The organism is Paenarthrobacter sp. NPDC090517 (assembly GCF_044769165.1).
Taxonomy (GTDB): Bacteria; Actinomycetota; Actinomycetes; order Actinomycetales; family Micrococcaceae; genus Arthrobacter.
The window spans coordinates 1,654,385-1,672,417 of record NZ_JBIVXN010000001.1; the positions used below are offsets into that span (position 1 = coordinate 1,654,385).

The 18,033-nt window shown below is 59.8% G+C and carries 20 protein-coding genes; 7 read left to right on the forward strand and 13 right to left on the reverse strand.

The window, feature by feature from the left end; genetic code table 11:
- The coding region (locus ACIQTW_RS07635) for a hypothetical protein (protein ID WP_402936286.1) at positions 1 to 225 on the reverse strand (225 nt) is incomplete at its 3' end.
- Here ACIQTW_RS07635 and ACIQTW_RS07640 point away from each other — a divergent pair.
- Positions 115 to 498, forward strand: a complete 384-nt coding sequence (locus ACIQTW_RS07640) for an FG-GAP repeat domain-containing protein (RefSeq protein ID WP_402936270.1) — start codon at positions 115 to 117, stop codon at positions 496 to 498. The genes ACIQTW_RS07635 and ACIQTW_RS07640 overlap by 111 nt on opposite strands.
- A gap of 958 nt (positions 499 to 1,456) precedes the next feature.
- Here the strand turns inward: ACIQTW_RS07640 and ACIQTW_RS07645 are convergent.
- Together ACIQTW_RS07645 and ACIQTW_RS07650 are read right to left on the reverse strand one after the other, a co-directional pair.
- The gene (locus ACIQTW_RS07645; protein ID WP_402935588.1) at positions 1,457 to 2,056 is read right to left on the reverse strand and encodes a class I SAM-dependent methyltransferase; all 600 of its coding nucleotides are present in this window, start codon (positions 2,054 to 2,056) and stop codon (positions 1,457 to 1,459) included.
- A 103-nt stretch (positions 2,057 to 2,159) separates the two neighbouring features.
- Positions 2,160 to 2,591, reverse strand: a complete 432-nt coding sequence (locus ACIQTW_RS07650) for an Imm26 family immunity protein (RefSeq protein WP_402935591.1) — start codon at positions 2,589 to 2,591, stop codon at positions 2,160 to 2,162.
- Between the two features lie 361 nt (positions 2,592 to 2,952).
- On the opposite strand from ACIQTW_RS07650, the gene ACIQTW_RS07655 reads away from it, so the two are divergent.
- Both ACIQTW_RS07655 and ACIQTW_RS07660 read left to right on the forward strand, forming a co-directional pair.
- Positions 2,953 to 3,282, forward strand: a complete 330-nt coding sequence (locus ACIQTW_RS07655) for a hypothetical protein (protein WP_402935594.1) — start codon at positions 2,953 to 2,955, stop codon at positions 3,280 to 3,282.
- A 714-nt stretch (positions 3,283 to 3,996) separates the two neighbouring features.
- Entirely contained in the window at positions 3,997 to 4,266 is a 270-nt protein-coding gene (locus ACIQTW_RS07660) for a hypothetical protein (RefSeq protein ID WP_402935597.1), read from the forward strand.
- A 94-nt stretch (positions 4,267 to 4,360) separates the two neighbouring features.
- On the opposite strand, the gene ACIQTW_RS07665 is transcribed toward ACIQTW_RS07660, so the two are convergent.
- The 3 genes from ACIQTW_RS07665 to ACIQTW_RS07675 form a co-directional block, all read right to left on the reverse strand.
- A complete protein-coding gene (locus ACIQTW_RS07665; RefSeq protein ID WP_402935600.1) occupies positions 4,361 to 4,918 on the reverse strand; it encodes a suppressor of fused domain protein in 558 nt (185 codons plus the stop codon).
- Between the two features lie 836 nt (positions 4,919 to 5,754).
- Positions 5,755 to 6,153, reverse strand: a complete 399-nt coding sequence (locus ACIQTW_RS07670) for a hypothetical protein (protein ID WP_402935603.1) — start codon at positions 6,151 to 6,153, stop codon at positions 5,755 to 5,757.
- Between the two features lie 90 nt (positions 6,154 to 6,243).
- Positions 6,244 to 6,579, reverse strand: coding sequence for a hypothetical protein (locus ACIQTW_RS07675; protein WP_402935606.1), 336 nt, complete (start codon positions 6,577 to 6,579; stop codon positions 6,244 to 6,246).
- A 224-nt stretch (positions 6,580 to 6,803) separates the two neighbouring features.
- On the opposite strand from ACIQTW_RS07675, the gene ACIQTW_RS07680 reads away from it, so the two are divergent.
- From ACIQTW_RS07680 to ACIQTW_RS07690, 3 genes are all read left to right on the forward strand, one after another.
- Entirely contained in the window at positions 6,804 to 7,442 is a 639-nt protein-coding gene (locus ACIQTW_RS07680; RefSeq protein WP_402935609.1) for an ankyrin repeat domain-containing protein, read from the forward strand.
- A 218-nt stretch (positions 7,443 to 7,660) separates the two neighbouring features.
- A complete protein-coding gene (locus tag ACIQTW_RS07685; RefSeq protein ID WP_402935612.1) occupies positions 7,661 to 8,026 on the forward strand; it encodes a DUF5956 family protein in 366 nt (121 codons plus the stop codon).
- Positions 8,027 to 8,162: 136 nt separating this feature from the next.
- Positions 8,163 to 9,392, forward strand: a complete 1,230-nt coding sequence (locus tag ACIQTW_RS07690) for a hypothetical protein (protein WP_402935615.1) — start codon at positions 8,163 to 8,165, stop codon at positions 9,390 to 9,392.
- A 443-nt stretch (positions 9,393 to 9,835) separates the two neighbouring features.
- Here ACIQTW_RS07690 and ACIQTW_RS07695 read toward each other — a convergent pair whose 3' ends face one another.
- A complete protein-coding gene (locus ACIQTW_RS07695) occupies positions 9,836 to 10,246 on the reverse strand; it encodes a hypothetical protein (RefSeq protein WP_402935618.1) in 411 nt (136 codons plus the stop codon).
- A 271-nt stretch (positions 10,247 to 10,517) separates the two neighbouring features.
- On the opposite strand from ACIQTW_RS07695, the gene ACIQTW_RS07700 reads away from it, so the two are divergent.
- Entirely contained in the window at positions 10,518 to 11,240 is a 723-nt protein-coding gene (locus tag ACIQTW_RS07700) for a hypothetical protein (protein ID WP_402935621.1), read from the forward strand.
- 305 nt (positions 11,241 to 11,545) lie between these two features.
- Here ACIQTW_RS07700 and ACIQTW_RS07705 read toward each other — a convergent pair whose 3' ends face one another.
- From ACIQTW_RS07705 to ACIQTW_RS07730, 6 genes are all read right to left on the reverse strand, one after another.
- Positions 11,546 to 12,295, reverse strand: coding sequence for a ThuA domain-containing protein (locus ACIQTW_RS07705; RefSeq protein WP_402935623.1), 750 nt, complete (start codon positions 12,293 to 12,295; stop codon positions 11,546 to 11,548).
- A 1-nt stretch (position 12,296) separates the two neighbouring features.
- Positions 12,297 to 13,400 (reverse strand): Gfo/Idh/MocA family protein, encoded by a 1,104-nt coding sequence (locus tag ACIQTW_RS07710; RefSeq protein ID WP_402935626.1) that lies wholly within the window; start codon positions 13,398 to 13,400, stop codon positions 12,297 to 12,299.
- Between the two features lie 47 nt (positions 13,401 to 13,447).
- A complete protein-coding gene (locus tag ACIQTW_RS07715) occupies positions 13,448 to 14,347 on the reverse strand; it encodes a carbohydrate ABC transporter permease (protein ID WP_402935629.1) in 900 nt (299 codons plus the stop codon).
- Entirely contained in the window at positions 14,344 to 15,273 is a 930-nt protein-coding gene (locus ACIQTW_RS07720) for a carbohydrate ABC transporter permease (RefSeq protein ID WP_402935632.1), read from the reverse strand. The genes ACIQTW_RS07715 and ACIQTW_RS07720 overlap by 4 nt, the downstream gene beginning before the upstream one ends.
- 2 nt (positions 15,274 to 15,275) lie before the next feature.
- Positions 15,276 to 16,592: an ABC transporter substrate-binding protein gene (locus ACIQTW_RS07725; RefSeq protein ID WP_402935635.1), complete on the reverse strand. Its 1,317-nt coding sequence runs from the start codon at positions 16,590 to 16,592 to the stop codon at positions 15,276 to 15,278.
- A gap of 199 nt (positions 16,593 to 16,791) precedes the next feature.
- Positions 16,792 to 17,787 carry a LacI family DNA-binding transcriptional regulator gene (locus ACIQTW_RS07730; RefSeq protein ID WP_402935638.1) on the reverse strand — a complete coding sequence of 332 codons (996 nt, stop codon included), beginning with the start codon at positions 17,785 to 17,787 and terminating at the stop codon, positions 16,792 to 16,794.
- Positions 17,788 to 18,033: the final 246 nt, after the last annotated feature.

Below are 18,033 nucleotides of genomic sequence, written 5' to 3' on the forward strand. Positions count from 1 at the left end.
AGGGTTCTCGTGGGTCAGGGCTGGAATGTGATGTCCGAACTGACTGGCCCGGGTGATTTCAGCGGTGACGGGCATCCGGATGTTTTGGCCCGCGACGGTGGAGGGGCCTTGTGGATGTACCCGGGGAACGGTTCTGGAGGGTGGCTGCCGAGGGTTCTCGTGGGTCAGGGCTGGAATGTGATGTCCGAACTGACTGGCCCGGGTGATTTCAGCGGTGACGGGCATCCGGATGTTTTGGCCCGCGACGGCGGAGGGGCATTGTGGATGTACCCGGGGAACGGTTCTGGAGGGTGGCTGCCGAGGGTTCTCGTGGGTCAGGGCTGGAATGTGATGTCCGAACTGACTGGCCCGGGTGATTTCAGCGGCGACGGACACGTGGACGTCTTGGCCAGGGATAGTGGCGGATCATTGTGGATGTACCCGGGGAACGGTGTTGGTTCATGGTTACCACCTCAGAAGATTGGTTCGGGATGGAACATAATGAGTTCTCTTCCCTAATGGTGAGAACCCAGGCAGCGTTTTCCCCGAAGGGATAGGGGTGATCTAGCCAGAGAGTTAGATTTCGTGGACCGGTGCCTGAGGCTTATCCTGCCGGTTCAGAGGCCCTGCTTATCCGGCGTAAGGCCCGTCTATTAGCCGGTGGTATACCGGCCGCCTGCTGACCGTTAATGGATCCGCTTCCGGGTAAGTGGGCCCGCGAGTGGCACTCTCAGTACTTGGAAAGTATGAGGGAGTGGCGCACGTAGACCTTGAGCCCCCCAGCGTCACTAGAAATCCCGGTGCAGGTCTTTCGCAAAGTCCATAGGTTCGTGGGTTCGCATCGCTCCTTTAGCAGCCCCATTTCGGCTGCCAGCGACCGTGATGTATGAGGGGGCCTGACATCTACAGACATTTCCCTCCAACAGCCGCCCGATCCACACCCCGTCGAGATCTTCCCCGCTTGGCTTGGCAGAGGGACAACCTGGAAGGCCGAGTCTGAGGGAACAGCCCCTTCATCTATGGCGGTCCAGAGAATGGAGCCGACCCATGCGATCAGAAAGATCCCAAGAGCGAGCACCGTGAGACGTCCTACGCGCTGGCGAGTCATTTCGGGGCAACCATTGATTTCCCTGGTCTCGGGGTTCGCTCAAATTGCTTGTTCAGTCTCTTGAAAATGCTCACGGTCAGGAGGACGAGCCCAAGGAGCAAGAGGCTAAACCCTAGGAGTATGAGGACGCCCCCGGCCAGCGTAAGCAGGGTGTAGAAGTCTTCGTCATTGCGATACTCCTGGTGAGCGGCCCGTCCACCAAGCGGAACGGCCAGAACCCACCCAACAAGTCCGAGGATTGCTCCACGAAGTAAAGACTGAGCCATGGACGTCCGAAGCATTTTGTTCCCCCAAATCGAAGATCTCAGACTACATGCCTGACAGACGCCGACCTTTTCGGGAAGCGGCAAGTGTCCGGTAAGGGATCCTTTACCGGACGGCGGCAGTTATGGCTGCATGAGCCCGCTTGCCCGGGTCCTGACGTGTCTCCACGTCGATCACCTCGAAACCCGCGTCGCCCAGCAAGTGCCCCATCTGCTCCGGGGACCAGTAGTACGCCGTTGTAATAGCGTGCGGGAAAGAATCGCCCGGAGACCCATCGAAGAATCCAACGAGTAGCTGCCCGCCCTGGGCAAGGGCGCGAGAGAACTCCCTGAGCACCAAGGACAGCTCATTCGGTGGTACGTGAATGAGGGAGTACCAGGCCAGCACACCATGCAGTGATTCATCTGGTACGTCTAAATTGCGGAATGATGCCACGCTAAAAGGCACTTCAGGGAAGCGTACGCGGGCGCTCTCAATGAATTCGGGAACAAGATCGATTCCTTGCACAGACGCCCCGCGTTGATACAGGAAGTCGGTCCAATGACCGGGCCCACATCCGACATCAATCAGTAGACCGTTGATACTTGATGCCCATCGTCCGATGCGTTCCCGATCTTTCTCGTGCATGTCCTCAACGGAACCAAGAATGCGCGTGTACTCGGCGGCCCGCACCCCATACGCGGCTCGGATAGATTCGATCCCCATACTCACGAGCGTATCGGGGGAAGGAACAACACCGAACTTCATACCCGCCGGCGTCCGCTGAAGGATGGGCTTACGGCGCAGTTTTAATCAACCGGCCGTGGCACTACACCTGGTCCTCCGGGATCAACGGAATACCCAGAGCCTTACTCATCGCATCGTCGATTGTCCTGTAGCTTTCCAGACCATACATCCCGACTGGGTCTACGGGCTGAAGTAGTTCATCGGCGTACTCGTCAAAATACTTGTCGAATGCTGAGCTGTAGAAGCAATGCTGTTGCAAGACGTCTCCGTCCTCAAACGGCATCTCCGCGATGGTCTCGAAGTATCCGCGGGACCACGGCAGGCGGTTGGTCATCAACGGAGGAAGCAACAATCTCTCGGCCCGCAGTTCGGACCTATGGGGCAATTCCTTGGACTCCGACCGGTATTTGAACACGTAGATCAGCTGGGCACCTGGTCCAAACCCTGCGTTCACATCCGTCTTCACAAGGCGTCCAAAGGAGAACAGGCCGTCGAGCATCTGCAGCACAAACACGCTACCAGCCCGGTTTTTCTTTCGCGACGGGTTGAGAACCCGCATATTTGTCTGCACCAGACTCACAATATTCCGTTCGGGTGGGGCCACATTTTCCTGAGATGGTCCGCGCACTGGCGCTCACGTAGTCCCTTCGCAGCCTAGGAAGTAGCGCGCAGCGAGTCCGGTGAGGGATCCTTGAGCGGGACGCTCGTCGGGCACGTTTGTTGGTTTGCCGACACGTGGCGATTAGGACGTGGGGCCACCGGTGCTGCACTTGAACGCGGGCGTGGAGCGTTACCTTTGGGGGATTGGGGAATCCGAAAAAGGCTTAAGTTCAATACGTATGCGCGGGAATTCAGGGAACAGGGAGCGACTTGGTATGAAGAAGCGGACTAGTAACGCAACCTGGGGCGTTCTTTTCTCCATGTTCGGTTCGTTTCAGGTCCCCAGTATCCTCATGCTCGTGGCCATTCTCGTGCTAGTCATCATCAGGCCTAATGCCGATGATCCCGCTACTTTTTGGGCCATCGCAATCGTGGCACTGCTCATTGTCATAGCCGGTGTCATAGTGGTTTCCCGGGGAGGGGCGCGGTTGAAACGACTGCGCGAGTCGGCGCAGGAGGACCGGCGCCGTATCGAAACCCAGCTGCCTCTGGAACGCGATGACCCGAATCCGCCCGAAACGTACCCGGGAAGAGGCTTGGAGTAGCAGTCTGCCGGCTCCGCTCCCGCCTTGGTGCTACCTAAATCTCGATGATGCCCTGGTGGCCATTCAAATTGGCAAGGAACAATCTCGATGCAGGACTCTTCAGATCATGCTGGCAAAGGGCGTCCCACCGGAATGTCAGTATCTCCGTGCAATCGCCGAGGACCATGACGAATCCTTCAATCCGCCGAGCTGAAGCGCATCCAGGTCCAGTCCACAAACCGGAGTTATGCACCTTAGGCACCAGCCGGTGGTGCCCGATTTTCCCGGTAAGACTCGTCCCGTAAACCGGTCCTTCACCGGACGCTCTAAGCCTTGTGGCCAGAAGCTGGCCCATGGAAGCCTGGGCCCTAGCTAGCGCGACCCGTGCATGCAGGTATGTTGCTGCAATGCGAAAGCGAATCGGCGCAGGCCTCGGAACAGGTGGCAGGATCTTCATCGAACGCGGGACGCCCGATGTAGTTACGGCGTTCCTGTCACCATGAGGGACGACATCGTATGCCCAAGGTGCGGGCAAGACTGGGTCAAACCATATCGAATTGTAAAGACCGGCGATCTCTTTCAGCTTTGTGTTGAATGCGACGCGGTTTGGGCCATAGGAATTGAACCCAATTTGAAGGCTTTTTGGGACTTCAGAGCGTTCATGGCTGCGCGTGGGTTGTCTGACGTGGAGGACGAAATAGAGGAAGTCAAGTGATGCAGCGCGGAGGGGTTGGAGTGAGTAACGCAGGGTACATCGAGCTTTGCGAAGACGAGACACTGGTGCTTTTTGACTGGTTGGCCCGATTCAACGAACGCAAGGATCTTGATTTTGCTGACCAAGCCGAGCGGCGCATCTTGTGGGACATTGAATCTTCGCTCGAATCGGTACTGATACAGCCATTCTCAGAGGACTACGCCTTACTGCTGGCGTGGCGCGAAGCCGTCTCGTGGACACGAGTCCATCTTGATCTGTGTGTGGCAACAACCGTGAACAAGACCGTCTAGGAGCGAGAGCTGGTTCTGGTGCGCTGAGCGAGTACTCCTTCCTTGTTAGGAACGGATGTCCGGTCAGGGATCCTTCAACGCAACGCTCCTGAAACTAGAAGATCGGAGTGTCAGGCCCGCGCTCTGAATCCCAGAAAGGGACAAGGCGCTCTTTCCAGTGAGCCATCAGGGCGTCCATCCCGTGACGGCGCTTGTATAGCAGTTCGGATTCGTGCAGTGGCATAGCTTGGAGGAAGTGGACGTGCGACCCATCGGATAGTTGGACAGTTGGAATTATTGCTTCCTGTTCACGGATCAGGAACGCCATCATTTCTGTGCCCGGCCAGAGTGGACCGTCCGACGGGACGGTGTGTCCGTCCGCTACGGAGACTCCGTTCCGCCCGCCGTAGAGCGCCAAAGCCGCGAATGAGCGAGCCACTGCGTCCTGTCCCGGTTGCAAACCCAACAGGAATTCTGCGCGATGCTCTACTGTGCCTGGATCGCCCAAAGGTCCACTTGCAGCTCCCACAGTCACATATGTATCCACACCTTCTCCCGTGACCGCAGCATCCCATTTCCATACCTGGATGGAGAATCCTTCACCTTCGAATTTGGCCTTCCTCGTGGGATCGCCCCATCGGGAGAGCAGGTACTTTTCGACTGAATCATGCACTATTTATGGACCTCCATAGGACCACCATATGTCTGACCTCGATACGACTCCGCCGAGCGCTACCCTCAAATGGCTAAGCAGTAGGCATAGAGTCCGACCTTGCTTCGCCGTTGCCATAATCGGCGACCCAGGGCCGCGTCCGTAAGACGATCGCTTACGGGCACGCCGTGGCAGAATCCCATGCATGCCTATTGATCTTCCGCCTGTCCCTTTCGAGATTGAACGAGGCTGGCCCACTGCCATACCGGCTAACACCGTGATTGCTTGTGAAGCCGGGTCAATCCTGGGCAGCATCTTCCTCAGCGATCAGTCTTGGGCGTCACTACGGAGAAGAAGCATTCAGAGTCTTCGTATAGATGAAACCCCACCCCCAAGCAATGGCTTTGTTGTCCCCACCAGCCCCATCCAAGTACCGGATTCTGCCCTCGAAATCAGCGCCTCCTTGTGCCATTGGGTGTCGGACACTCACGGCAGCGTCGGCCGTCTCCTTCTATGGGATGAGGAAATGGACTGGTGGCTAGTTAATGACGCTGATCTCGAACTAGCCCTTATCTGTTCCCAGCCTTCCCGCTTCAGCACAGAGTTTGAGGCATGTAGCGATAGACCATTCGAATGGGTGGATAAGACCTTCTGGGGGGACGTGGGCATACTCGCCGTTGAAGCACTAGCCCAACGATATGCACTCAACTGGAACCCATAGCCGTGCGTGACCGGAGCAGCTCGGATCCCTTTTCGGCGCCCGGTAAGGGATCGGCTTACGGACGCCGTTTGAGTCGGTCACAGCGCCACCTCAGCTTTGAGTCTCGCTCCCCACATTGTCGATAGGTCTGCCCCCGTCAGTCCTTCAGCCACTTGGGCAGAGGGATTCCGAGGCGCTTTAAAAGCCGGACGACGGTGTCCTCTACGAATATGTCGTCTGGTTCTTCAACGGCTTCAGAGGCCATGAATGCCCTCAGTTCTTCCGGGGAGACAACAGTACCGACCTCACTGGAAGCCCAGGAGGAAAAGCTGCTCGAAACGGCCACTAGGTCCACGGGCTTGCTGGCATCCGGGTTATCGAAATAGTCCCGCGGCTGGAAGCCCAAATAGAACCGGCCCGAGGCTCCCTCATCGGAACGGTAGTCGATCGTCGCGATGTCGCTGTCATGCACCGAGATCCGAAGTAGCCAGTCATTCGAGTCTTCGTTCCCGGACCACGACCCCGCCCTGTAAACGGATGTCTCGAAAACGCCCATGTAGTTCCTTTCCAGTGAAGAACACACCGTGTCAAGGCTTTTGCGCCATGGCGAGCGAAGGCTCATCAGAGCTCGCTGTGATGCATCAACTCATTCATCGAACGAAATGTGGCTCCAGTCGGCCGCCTCGCGCCAGCCACCCCTGCCGAAGGACCACGCCGTGATGAGGTCATGAGCGGCGCGCATGTCAGCAACGACGGTGCCGAAGTGCTGGTCTGGGCTACCGTCGCGGAATTCCACTACAAACTCTCCAGCGTCATTGCGGATGGACTGGATATACGTCTGGCGGGTTGCGTCAGCTACGCGCTCGATAACCAGGAATTTCTTGCGTCCCTGCTCGATGTCCTCGAGCAGGAAAAACAGGGCGTCCTCGGAGGGATCCTCCCATGTCTCGCGGGACCCGTTCATTGCCTTCAATAACGCCACCGGAGCTCACCTATTCTCTTGTCTCGGGCAGTTGTCCCCACCCCTCGGGAAAGTGTACGGGCATTGGGGAATCGGCGTTGACGGCCTTCCTGTGTCCGCAAAGGCTCGCACCTCTCTAGCTGCCCGGTAAAGGATCGGCTTGCGGGCACATCGAGGGCGTGAATGTTCTGTGATTGGGCCGATGATGCCGTGGTTAGATCTTTTTGAAACTAAGGAGGTACGGCATGGACGAGCTGGATGAAGACGGGCTTGATGAAATGGAATTTCTGGAAGGCCTCCCACCATTAGTACGCGCTTCCCGAATCGGAGACCTTGGCGAAGTCTGTTCACTGCTTGCCCAGGGTGTTTCACCTGCTGAGGCCGATTCCGACGGATGGTCCGCGCTGCATGCCGCTGCATCGCGGAACCATACTGAGATCATTCGGGTACTGCTCGATGCGGGGTGTCCGGTCGACGTCATGGACGACTCCGGTTTCACCCCATTGCTTAACGCTGCTGGTCCAGGAAACACCGAGACGATCAGTCGCCTCCTTACCGCTGGAGCCGACCCTAACGTCAGGGAATTCGGCCTGCTACGGTCGCCACTGTCATGCGCCGCCGACTATGGAAATGCTGAAGTTGTTCAGCTGCTTATTGATGCAGGAGCGCGCATCGACGAGAAACCCCGTGGAGTTACGGCTCTGATGACGGCGGCGGAGTCCTCGGACGGGATGGAGACGGTAAGAGTCCTTCTGCAGGCCGGAGCAGATCCTCGAATAACGGACGACGGAACGGACGAAAAATTCGTAGGTATGACCGCAGCTGACTGCGCGCGTCGTATGGGCAACACTTTGATCGCGGACTTCATCGATGCCTGGAAATGAAGTGCGCCGACGGGGCTTCCTAGCAGAATCCGAACCCAGCTTGCCCTGCCCCCCCGAGAAGTTCGATGCCCGACAAGGGATCCTCTATCGAGCCACGGGGTTGCCATCTCCGTGCAGTGGTGAAAGATGGTGAACATGACACATGGTCCGTGGGAGTGCGCTGAATTGTCGGAAGCTCCTAAAGACTGGATGCTCGCCACCGAGAACGGCTGGGGGCCTTGGTCATCTGGGCAGCCGGTCCTGACAACCTTGCGAGGGTAAGCCCACCATCGAGTGAACGTTTCGGTTCGCTTCTACGTCGGCTGCCAGGGGAAGAAGAACAACAGCAATTCAAGCTGACTGAAGCCGACCTGTCATCCATTGATGACGACATTGACGCCTATCTGGCCGAGGCAGGCATCCCGCCGAGACCTCGCGGATTCGACTGGTTCATCCGTCGCCCATCCAATGACGACCTGGATGACGAGACGTTCTGGGGTGCCGTTTGGGCAGCCACGACCGAACGACTCCCTGTTGATGGACTGCGTCCATCGACGATGGCCGGACCCGCGAAAGAGGCCATGGCTAGCTTTTACCGCAATTGAGCATGTCTCAGGCATCGCTCTACAGAAATTCGTCCCGCATGGGGATCCCTTACCGGACGCGCTTCAGGAAAGTAGTTGTTCCGGAAACTTGCTGGTCAGGTTTTGATGGAGAAACAAACACATTTAGCCTGTGCTCATGTCCTATGACCTCAACGTGTATGTGCCAGCAGCCCTTGACCTAGAAGCAGTAAGCCGGCTCGTCTCCGCATCACCGGGACTGCAGTTGGAGGAAAGTGCCGGCGGTAGCACTGATGAGCCTCGAAACTGGCACATACTCCGCGGCAAGAAAGCCGCGTACTGCTTTACGCTTGAAGGCCCCTCCCTATCGGAGCCGGAGGATGTTCCCCATGAAGTGACAGCAGCCGTCCTGGGTGCAGCTGTCATGTACAGCATCATGGTGGAAGGCACCGACCCGATATCCATCCCACATGCGGTCAGGTTCAGCAAGCGCTTGGCAAAGGAAGGCAACGGGGCGGCGCAGGACCTCCAGACCGAAGAAGTCTGGCCCAAGACCAGCACCCGCGGGACGGCCAAACCCGAACCAAGAACCACGATCGACATGGTTGAAGTCCGCTGGTACCACCTCATAAATGAGGTCCCGGATGACTTCCCCCAGCGCTACCTCGATCTCGCGAGGCAGTACTTGCCTGAGGCAGTACCCAAGCGCTTCGGCAGCTATGAGCCCCTTCAGGGCAACCTATCTCGGGACGGCGACCAGTCGTTCACACAGTTCTTTGCTGAGGATAACCACGTCTCGACTGTCGGGACCTTCCCAGTCACGAGCACAAGCTTTAGTGGCGTGTTCGGCGGCAATTGGAATCAGGACCGCCCTGTCCGTCAAGGCGACATACAGTCCGTATCACTCATGATTCACCGTGACGTTCTCGAGGACCCGCAGTGGCAGTCCACATTCAAACGGTTCTTTGTTGCTGTCGCCCTCGAGCTTCGCAGCTTTTATGCAACAGCCGAGGTAGACCCCAGACGATGGGAATGGACAGGGCGCACTCTATGGTCGCTTCCGTCACCGATTCACAACTACTACCAAAAGACGGCATGGGGCCGCTGGCAGGGCCTCACCGCCCATCCGACATGGATGGCCTGGTTCTCTCCGATCTACACCGGCCTCGTCCGCCCCCACCTGCGCGGCACAATTGAGGATCATCCAGAAGGTTTGCTACACCGATTCGGAGACGAACCGTTGGACCGCGAACAAATCATCGAACGTTGGCCCGAAGCCGCCCAATGGGTTCCCGCCGAACTCATGGCCGTGCCGAACCCCCACGAAGAAGATCAATTCGCCGAGATCATGCCCGAACGGCTCACCCAGATGCTCGTGCCAGCGCCCCCACAGCCAGACTGGGCGTAAAGATCGACACCGGCAAGGGCCGACGTAAACGCGTTGCGCGCCAATATGAGAAAAAGCGCCACCAAATAGGGATTTCGTGAACCCACTCTGGTTTACTCAGCCTCGCCCGTAAGCCGGTCCTCCACCGCCCGCTACTAGAGATCTAGCCGCACTTTCCAATAAGCCCACCGTTCCGGCTTTTGGTAATTCCCGTAAGACCCGCCCTCAAAACTGCCCGGTGAAGGTACCCTAAACGCTTCACAATTTTTCGCTCCTCTTCCCTGGAATCAGGATCTTTTGATTGTCGGTCCCAACCCACGGGACAACGACGAAAACTTGATCAGGTTTACTCGACTGGCAGCGCACATACCGCCTAGCCAGCCAGCAGCCGGACCAGATCACAGTGATTGACGACCCGGTGTTTGCATCACCCCTTCCTGCTGCCGGTCGGGTCCGGACCTCGACTACCCAGCCAGCCGCCCCTCCGGATGTTGTCGCCAGGAAATCAAGGCGAGCGCGTAAAGCAGGCCGCGGGCCACCCCAAACAACCAAGGAAACGGCAGGTCGAAGCCCAACCAGAACACCGCTTCCACAGGCAGGAGAGCCAGGCCCAGAACCAGCCCGGAACTACGCCCCTTCCAGGACAGCCAAGCCGCCCACGACGCACACAGGACTACGAGGAGGAACACCATGAGCAGCGCCACGAAAGCCCAGCTTTGCAGGCCGTCCCACGGCCCCGCGTACATCAGGAACAGGTCCATGAACATCGGGAGGAACCCATTCTGGAGGAGGTAAATGCTGACCGGTATCGCCGGGATCCCGAACGCCGCAGCGTAGATCCACGTCAGCACAGCTGCCACGCGCGCTTTCTGCATTTCCTTCCCTCGTTTCGGACCCGGGCAGATGAATCCGGCTTAGTGGAGCCGGCTAAATCCAATGTGGAGCAGAGCATTCAGCGGCGGAAGCTGATTCTGGCCGGACGCGGGACTGGGTTGGGAGCTGGCGGGCACACGGGCATTGCAATAGGTCTTTGAATGGTGAATGTCTCCTCCAACCCAGCAGCATGGCCCAGACGTTTGTGACCGATAGTGTTATCTCAGCTGGGAACCGCCCGGCCGTAAAATCAGACCCAATGGGGGAAATAGAGTGAAGAAGATTGCGCTGCAGAGCGTCGGAATATCGGCGTTGATCGTGATGGCATTGACCGGATGTGGTGGGTCAACAGGCTCCGCTGGCACCGGCTCGCCGGAGGCTACGGCGTCGCCTACGCCCACCGTCGCCAAGCAGTACACCAACGACGAGCTCGTTGAACTGGTCAAGCAGATCAAGCCGAAGTCCGGCAAAGACCTGACCATTGCCTCCAGCGAGGAACTCGCCCAGGAGAATCCCATGAAGGCGCTCCTGAGCATGTTCACCGTAGAACCTGCTGAGTGCAAGGACCTTGCAACGCTGGGCAGCAGTGAGACCCTCGCCGGTTCAACCACGGCGGCCGGCGCGGATCTCGACTCTGAATCGGGGGTCATGACAATGGTGACGCTGACGTCCGGGCTCGAAAAGCAGAAGCTTCAGGACAGCATCGATAAAAGCGGTGCCCAGGCCGAGAAGTGCGCGAAGATGACGCTGTCCATGTCCGGTCAATCGATGAACGTCTCAACTGAAAAGTTCGACGGCATCAGCACGGTCCCCGGAACTGTGGCGTACAAGACCGAAATGTCCACAGCCAGCGGCTCGGCACAAACCACCTACATGGCCTACGCCATCAAGGATGGGGTGCTGATTTCCGCGACGGCATCCGGCAAGGGCGCTGAAGCCAACGGTGTTGCCACCGCCAGCGACCTCATGGAGCAGGCCGCAGCACTGATCAAATAGCAGTCCGTGCCGATCGGGGCCGCGACCCTCGGGGGTCGCGGCCCTTGCGGTATGCCTAAATGCTGGTGTCAGCCCTCCGGATCACAAGGACCAACGACGCCGGCACGCGCCTTGTGCGCTAGCCCCACCCGACGCTTCAGAGAAGCGCGGCTACTTTCTCCGCAGTCGTCTTGGCTGAACCTGGGTTCTAGCCGGTAACGAGATTGCCGTCCGCGATGGCGTAGGAGACGAACGGGAGCAGGGCTTTCTCGTAGACTGCGCCGCGGCTTTTCATTTCCTCCTCAGCGTTGTACGGCACCAACTTCTTACGCTCCCTCGAACCAGCCTCGCGCAGCGTTCGAAACCTCGGGTGCCGCCCGGAAAACACCCGGTTGAGCAACCCAGCCAACACCGTTGGCGATGACCTTCTGGATCTGCGGCTGGTGGTACACCGGGTATTCCTGGTCGCCGGGGCTGAAGTAGAAGATCCGGCCCTCGCCTCTGGAGAAGGTCACGCCGGAACGGAACACCTCTCCCCCGGTGAACGAGCTGATGAAGATCAGGTCGTCGGGTTCGGGGATGTCGAACAGTTCGCCGTACATCTCCTGCTGAGGGATCACGATCGGGCTCTCGATACCGGCCGCGATCGGGTGCGAAGGCTTGACCGTCCACACGAGCTCGCGTTCGCCCTCGTTGCGCCACTTCAGTGAGCAGGTGGTCCCCAACAGCCGAGTGAAGATCTTGGCGAAGTGCCCGGAGTGTAGAACCACCAGGCCCATGCCGCCGAGTACGTGCCGCTGCACCCGCTCAACCACCTCATCAGCCACTTCCCCATGCGCGATATGCCCCCACCACAGCAACACATCGGTTTGTTCAAGGACTTCCTCTGACAGGCCATGCTCCGGGTCAGCCAGCGTGGCGGTGGAGATTTCGGAGTCCGGGTAGAAGCCGCGGAGCCCTGCGGCGATGGCGCCGTGGATCCCCTCCGGGTACATCTCGCCGATTGTCGCGGGCTCGTTCCGGGCCTCATGCACGGCTTCATTCCAGACGACAATCTTCAATTTCGAATCAGTCATTTCAGAGCACCACTTCACGTTGTTCGAGGGCGGATTTGTAGCAAGCATCGAGTATCAAAGCACGGCTCAGGGCAAGCGAGCCGTCGTGGCTCCCCCACACAGTTTCGCCGCCGCGCACCGCGGCAATGAAATCGTCGACGACGGCCTGATGGGCTCGTCCGGGTTCGGCCACCACCTCGAAATCGGCGTTCTCGCCGTCCTTCTCAGTGAAGACGTGCACATCCGCAACGGGGTTCTCCGAGGCGCCGACCGAGCGTAAGTCCGCTCCGCCGTCGGTCCCGTAAACGGTGAAGTCCATCAGGTCCTTCTCGTCGCGGTAAGTAGCCCATCCCGCTTCCAGGATCAAAGTACCGCCGCCTTCCAGCCGGATGAACGCCGAAGCGAAGTCTTCCACTTCAAACTTATGGCTGGAGTTCGACGCCGTATAGCGGGCGTTGCCGCCGAGGCCTCGCGGGCCAAGTTCGGAATGGGTCGACGCCGAGACCGACACGACCTTCGGTTCCCCCAGCAAATGCAGGGAGTAGTCCAGCACGTGGACGCCGATGTCAGCCAGTGGACCACCGCCGGCGAGCTCAGGATTGGTGAACCAGCTGCCCAGCATCGGAATGCCCTGACGACGGAGCCACGACGCTTTCGCGTAGTAGGGACGTCCCAGCGTGCCGGCGTCGATCACTTCTTTGAGCGCCTGGATGTCTCCGCGGCGGCGGTGGTTGAATGCAACGTCCAGGACGCGTCCCGCCTTCCGGGCGGCGTCCACCATCGCTTGGCCTTCGACGGCGTTGCGTGCGATCGGCTTCTCGCTCAGCACATGCAGCCCCCGCCCAAGTGAAGCGATCGCGATGGGCGCGTGCAGGAAGGTGGGCACGGCGATGCTGACGGCGTCGAGGTCCTTGAGCTCGATCATGTCCTCCCAGCGGGCGAAGGCGTGAGGAATGCTGTACTCCGCCGTCAGCTGGGCCAGGAGTTCTTCTTCCATCCCGGCGACGGCGACAATTTCGACGCCGTCAATGTTGCTGTACGCCTTGAGGTGCTGCTGGCCGGCCCAACCGATGCCCACAACTCCCACCTTGAGGGTTGCGGACGGGACCTGCTGCTGAATGCTCACGTTGTTCCTGTTCTTTCTGGGGTTTCTAGGTTCGGGTTGAAAAAGGGCTAGCCTTTGACGGCGCCGGCAGTCATGCCGGACACGATGCGCTTCTGGCAGAGGAGCACCAGGATGACGAGCGGGATGGTGATGATCACCGATGCGGCGCTGATGGTGCCGAGGGGTTGGTCGAACTCGCTCGTGCCGCTGAAGAACGCAATCGCTACCGGGACGGGACGTGATTCCGGCGAGGTGGTCAGCGTGACGGCCAGGAGGAATTCGTTCCAGACCGAGATGAACACCAGGATCGCCGTCGTCGCCAGCCCCGGAACGGCCAAGGGCAGGATGACTTTCCGGAAGGCGACAAACGGTGTGGCACCGTCCATATACGCGGATTCCTCGAGCTCGCGCGGAATCTCCTTGAAGAACGACGTCAGCGTGTAGATCGCCAGCGGCAGCGCAAATGTCAGCTTCGGGATGATGAGGCCAAGCAGGGTGTCGTACAGGCCGATTTCACGCCAGATGGAGAACATCGGGGCTGCGATGGCGATGGCCGGAAACGTGGTGACCGAGAGGATCAGCGTCAGGATCATCGCCTTGCGGCGCATCTTCAACCGGGCCAGCGCATACGCGGCAAAGGATGCGAACACCAGCGCCACCGTTGTAGTCACGACGGCGATAATCACCGAGTTGCGCAAGGCCAGGAGGAACTCGGGGTTCTGGAAAACGACCAGATAGTTCTCGAGCGTCGGCTGGCTCGGGAAGAGCTCGCCTTGGGAAAGGCTCGCTCCCTTCTTAAGGGAGGTGTTGACCAGCCAGTAGAACGGGATGAGCGAGAAACCCATGACGGCCACCACGAACACCCACACCAACGGGTGCAGCTTCGCTTCCCCACGCAAGCGGCGCTTTGGTGACTTGCGCCCGGTGGTGAGTGCCGGCGTCGGGCGTTCTGCAGTCAGCGTGCTCATTGTTCCCCCTTGGCGACGTCGCGGATGTTGCCGCCGGCGAAGCGGACGTAGATGACCGAGACCACCATGACGGTGAGGAAGGTCAGGATGGACAGCGCCGAGCCTTCGCCCACGAGCCGGTTTTCGCGCAGTTGGGTGTAGGCGAGCATGGACATGGATTCGGTGCCGTTGGCGCCGCGGGTGAGGACGAACGGCAGGTCGAAGACGCGGAGGGCGTCCATGGTGCGGAAGATGGCGGCGAGGACGATTGCCGGACGCAGGAGCGGAAGGGTGATGTTCACGAAGGTCTGCCATTTGCTGGCACCGTCGAGTTCGGCGGCCTCGTACGTTTCTGCGGAGATGACCTGCAGGCCGGCCAGGATGATGAGCGCCGCGAAGGGCGTGGTCTTCCAGACGTCGGCCATTACGATCACGGCCATCGCGTAGCCATGCTCTCCGAGCCAGACGACGTCACCGCCGGGCAGCCCCAGTGTGGAAAGGACGTTGGTGACCAGGCCCATGTTGGGCTGGAACATGGTCTGCCAGGTGATGGCGCTGACCACGGTGATGATCGCGTAGGGCAGCAGAACCACGGTGCGCAGGACGGCGCGGCCCTTGAACGCGAGGTTGAGCAGCAGCGCCATGGCCGTGCCGAGGACGAGTTCCAGGCTGACGGAGAGGCCCGCGAAGAGAAACGTCTGGCCGAACGCAGCCCACCATTCGTTGCTGGTGAGCGCGGCGATGTAGTTGTCCAACCCGACAAAGCGGGACAGACCGGCGGTGCGGACGCTGTACTGGTTCAGCGAGAGCCAGATTGCGTAGCCGATGGGGACCGCGGCCACCAGAGCCATGATGACCAGTGACGGCGCGGTCATGCGGAGCGCGAGCTTGCGCTCGGCGCGGTCGCGGCCGCTTGCGCGGCTTGGCGAGATTGTTCTGGTGGTCATGATCAGAAGCTCGCCTTGGCGCTAGTGATTTCCTCGGCCATGCTCTTCACGGCGTCCTCGCTGGAGGCGGTGCCGGAGAGGACTGCGTAGACGTTCTTGTAGATCGCCTGGCTGATTTGCGGGTAGACCGGGGAGATGGGGCGCGGCTTGGCACCCTTCACGGAGGCGAGGAGTTCGGTGGCGAACGGCATCTTCTGCAGTACCGCGGCATCAGAGTAGGCAGCTTCGTTGACCGGAGCCTGCGAGTAATCCATGGCCACGTGCTTCTGCCAGTCCGGGGTGGTGGCGAAGTCGATGAACGCGACAGCCCCGGCCTGGTTGGTGGAGTGAGCCGAGATCGCCAGGTTCCAGCCGCCCAGCACGCCGGAGGCCTTGCCGCCTTCCCATGCCGGCAGCGGCGCGACCGCGAAGCTGGACGCCAGCGGTGTCGCGTTGAGCAGGCGGTATACGTGCGGCCAATTGCGTTGGTATCCGAAGTCGCCGGACTCGTAGGCGAGGCGGGCCGGGTCTTCGTTGTAGGTCAGGACGGCGCGGTCGGCAGAGCCGTCTTTGAGGCCCTTGCTCATGAAGTCGAGTACTTCTCGGGTCTCTTCGGAATCAATTTTGACGTTGCCTTGGTCATCAAGGACTTCGCCGCCTGCGCTGTAGAGCATTTCGAGGAAGTTCACTGTGAGGCCCTCGTACTGCTTGCCCTGGTAGACGAAGCCGTTGCCGGGAGCCTTGGCGGCTTCTGCGTAGAGCTGCTGCCAGGTCTCGGGCTTGGCCACCTTGTCCTTCTGGTAGTAGATCAATCCGGCGTTGGTGAAGAACGGCGAGCCCCAGTACTTGTCCTCATACTTGGTGGTTTCCACAGTGGAGGGAATGAGCCGGTCCCTGTTGGCTTCCACCAGCTTGGTCTGGTCCAGCAGCCAGCCCTGGGAGGCGAACTCGGAGGTCCGGATGACGTCCGTGATGAAGATGTCGCACTCGGTGGACTTGCCTTCGAGCCGCTGCACGATCTGCGTGCGGGCTTCATCCGTGGTGGCGCCGATTTCGGTGTACTTGGCCGTGACCTTGCCGTTCGCCTTGGTGAACGCCTCCGCCGTGCCCTTGTAGATCCCGCTCGCGTCCTTGACGCCGCAGATGTTCACGTTGCCGCTGGCATCAGCGCCCGACGCCGGGTCGGCAGCTGCCGCTTGTTCGGCGCCTTGGGGTGCGGCTCCCCCGCCGCACGCGCTGAGAAGGAGGGCTGCTGCTGCGATTGCGGTAGCCGCCAGCGCTTTTCGGTTTCGGGGCGATGCTTGGTTCTGGAGCGGGGAAGCAGGTCGGTTCAAGTCCACAAGTGGCTCCTTTGGTGGCTGTGGGCGGTAGGGTTCAGTGCGCGTTCTGGCTGTCCCGCGTCCTGAGGGTGGCTTCTTTGCCGGTGGTTCTTGTCATCCATGGAATCGATTCCAAAAGTGTTCAAAAGAATCGGCCTTGCGGCCGTGGAATCGATTCCAAAATAGTGTGACAGGGACCACTGAGGGCTGTCAACCCTCGTTATCTGGTGGAGTTCCTGATGACTAATTCGTGCGGAAGGAAGGTTCTTCCCTTGCGATGTGAGCCCTCGACGGTCATCCGGTCCAGAAGTTCAGCGAAGGCTACACGGCCCATTTCGTAGGCCGGCTGGCGGACCGTGGTCAGCTCCGGGACGCACATTTCTGCCTGGGCCGAGTCGTCGAAACCAGCGACTGCGATGTCTTGGGGAACTCTTAGTCCGGCATCGCTGAGCTCTCGGACGCAGCCGGCGGCGACTACGTCGGTGCCGCAGAAGATCGCGTCCGGAAGGTCTTCTGTTTCCAGGAGCTTCTTCGTGAGGCTGCGGCCGGCATGGAACCCGAAGTTGCCTTCACCGAGCAGGACTTGGTCGTCTTCCAAGCCCGCTTCCTTGAGTGCCTGGCGGAAGCCTTCCTCACGGAGCCGACCCGAGCGGGCTCCCCCGTGGGCGAGCATGGCCAGCTTCTTGGCACCGGTGTCGATGAGGTGCTTGGTGATGTCGTAAGCGGCCTGCCGGTCATCGATGGACACCCCAAATGCCGCCTCGGCGTCGACAATCTCGCAGACCTGGACCACGCTCATTTGCTCGGCGACCGTATTGACGTCCTCGTCCGGCATTGTCGGCGAAAAGATCACCAGCCCGTCCACGGAGCCGTTCCGCAGCATATCCACGAGCTGCTGCTCGCGATCGAGGTCTCCGTCGGTGGCTGCGATGAGGCTGACGTAACCCGAGTCGGCCGCAGCGTCGCCGACACCTCGGAAGACCTCACTGATCACGAGCGAGTCCAGGTTCTTGGCCAGGGCCAGGACGCGCATCGTGCGGTCTCTTCGGAGATCCCGCGCCGAGGCGAGAGGACGATAGCTCAACTCCATGATGGCGGCGTTGACCTTCTCCTTGGCCGCCGCACTGACAGCTGAACTCCCGTTCAAGACGCGCGACACCGTCCCCACGGACACACCCGCCGTTCTGGCGACGTCCTGAACTGTCGGCCGAGCCATTCGTTTGTCCTTCCGCGAGCAGTGCCGATGGTCCTTGCCGCCACGTCTCTGCCGTGCCCGCCGGCATTCCTCAGCTTAGCCGGAGTATGGAAAGCATTCAGGTCCGACGGTCAGTCGCAGTTCGATAGCCGGAGCCGTCACAGAAAGCTGCGCAGGGGTTTCAACTCATTGATTGCCTCGGGCCTCGCCACGGCAGGCGTTCATCGCAACTGAACATGCACCCAAAGTCACAATAAGGGGGTGAAC

Coding starts and splice junctions, on each gene's coding strand:
- ACIQTW_RS07705 (WP_402935623.1), bottom strand. CDS start 12,295: ATGACTGATTCGAAATTGAAGATTGTCGTCTGGAATGAAGCCGTGCAT.
- ACIQTW_RS07695 (WP_402935618.1), bottom strand. CDS start 10,246: ATGCAGAAAGCGCGCGTGGCAGCTGTGCTGACGTGGATCTACGCTGCG.
- ACIQTW_RS07645 (WP_402935588.1), bottom strand. CDS start 2,056: ATGGGGATCGAATCTATCCGAGCCGCGTATGGGGTGCGGGCCGCCGAG.
- ACIQTW_RS07690 (WP_402935615.1), top strand. CDS start 8,163: ATGTCCTATGACCTCAACGTGTATGTGCCAGCAGCCCTTGACCTAGAA.
- ACIQTW_RS07680 (WP_402935609.1), top strand. CDS start 6,804: ATGGACGAGCTGGATGAAGACGGGCTTGATGAAATGGAATTTCTGGAA.
- ACIQTW_RS07720 (WP_402935632.1), bottom strand. CDS start 15,273: ATGACCACCAGAACAATCTCGCCAAGCCGCGCAAGCGGCCGCGACCGC.
- ACIQTW_RS07730 (WP_402935638.1), bottom strand. CDS start 17,787: ATGGCTCGGCCGACAGTTCAGGACGTCGCCAGAACGGCGGGTGTGTCC.
- ACIQTW_RS07640 (WP_402936270.1), top strand. CDS start 115: ATGTACCCGGGGAACGGTTCTGGAGGGTGGCTGCCGAGGGTTCTCGTG.
- ACIQTW_RS07655 (WP_402935594.1), top strand. CDS start 2,953: ATGAAGAAGCGGACTAGTAACGCAACCTGGGGCGTTCTTTTCTCCATG.
- ACIQTW_RS07715 (WP_402935629.1), bottom strand. CDS start 14,347: ATGAGCACGCTGACTGCAGAACGCCCGACGCCGGCACTCACCACCGGG.
- ACIQTW_RS07670 (WP_402935603.1), bottom strand. CDS start 6,153: ATGGGCGTTTTCGAGACATCCGTTTACAGGGCGGGGTCGTGGTCCGGG.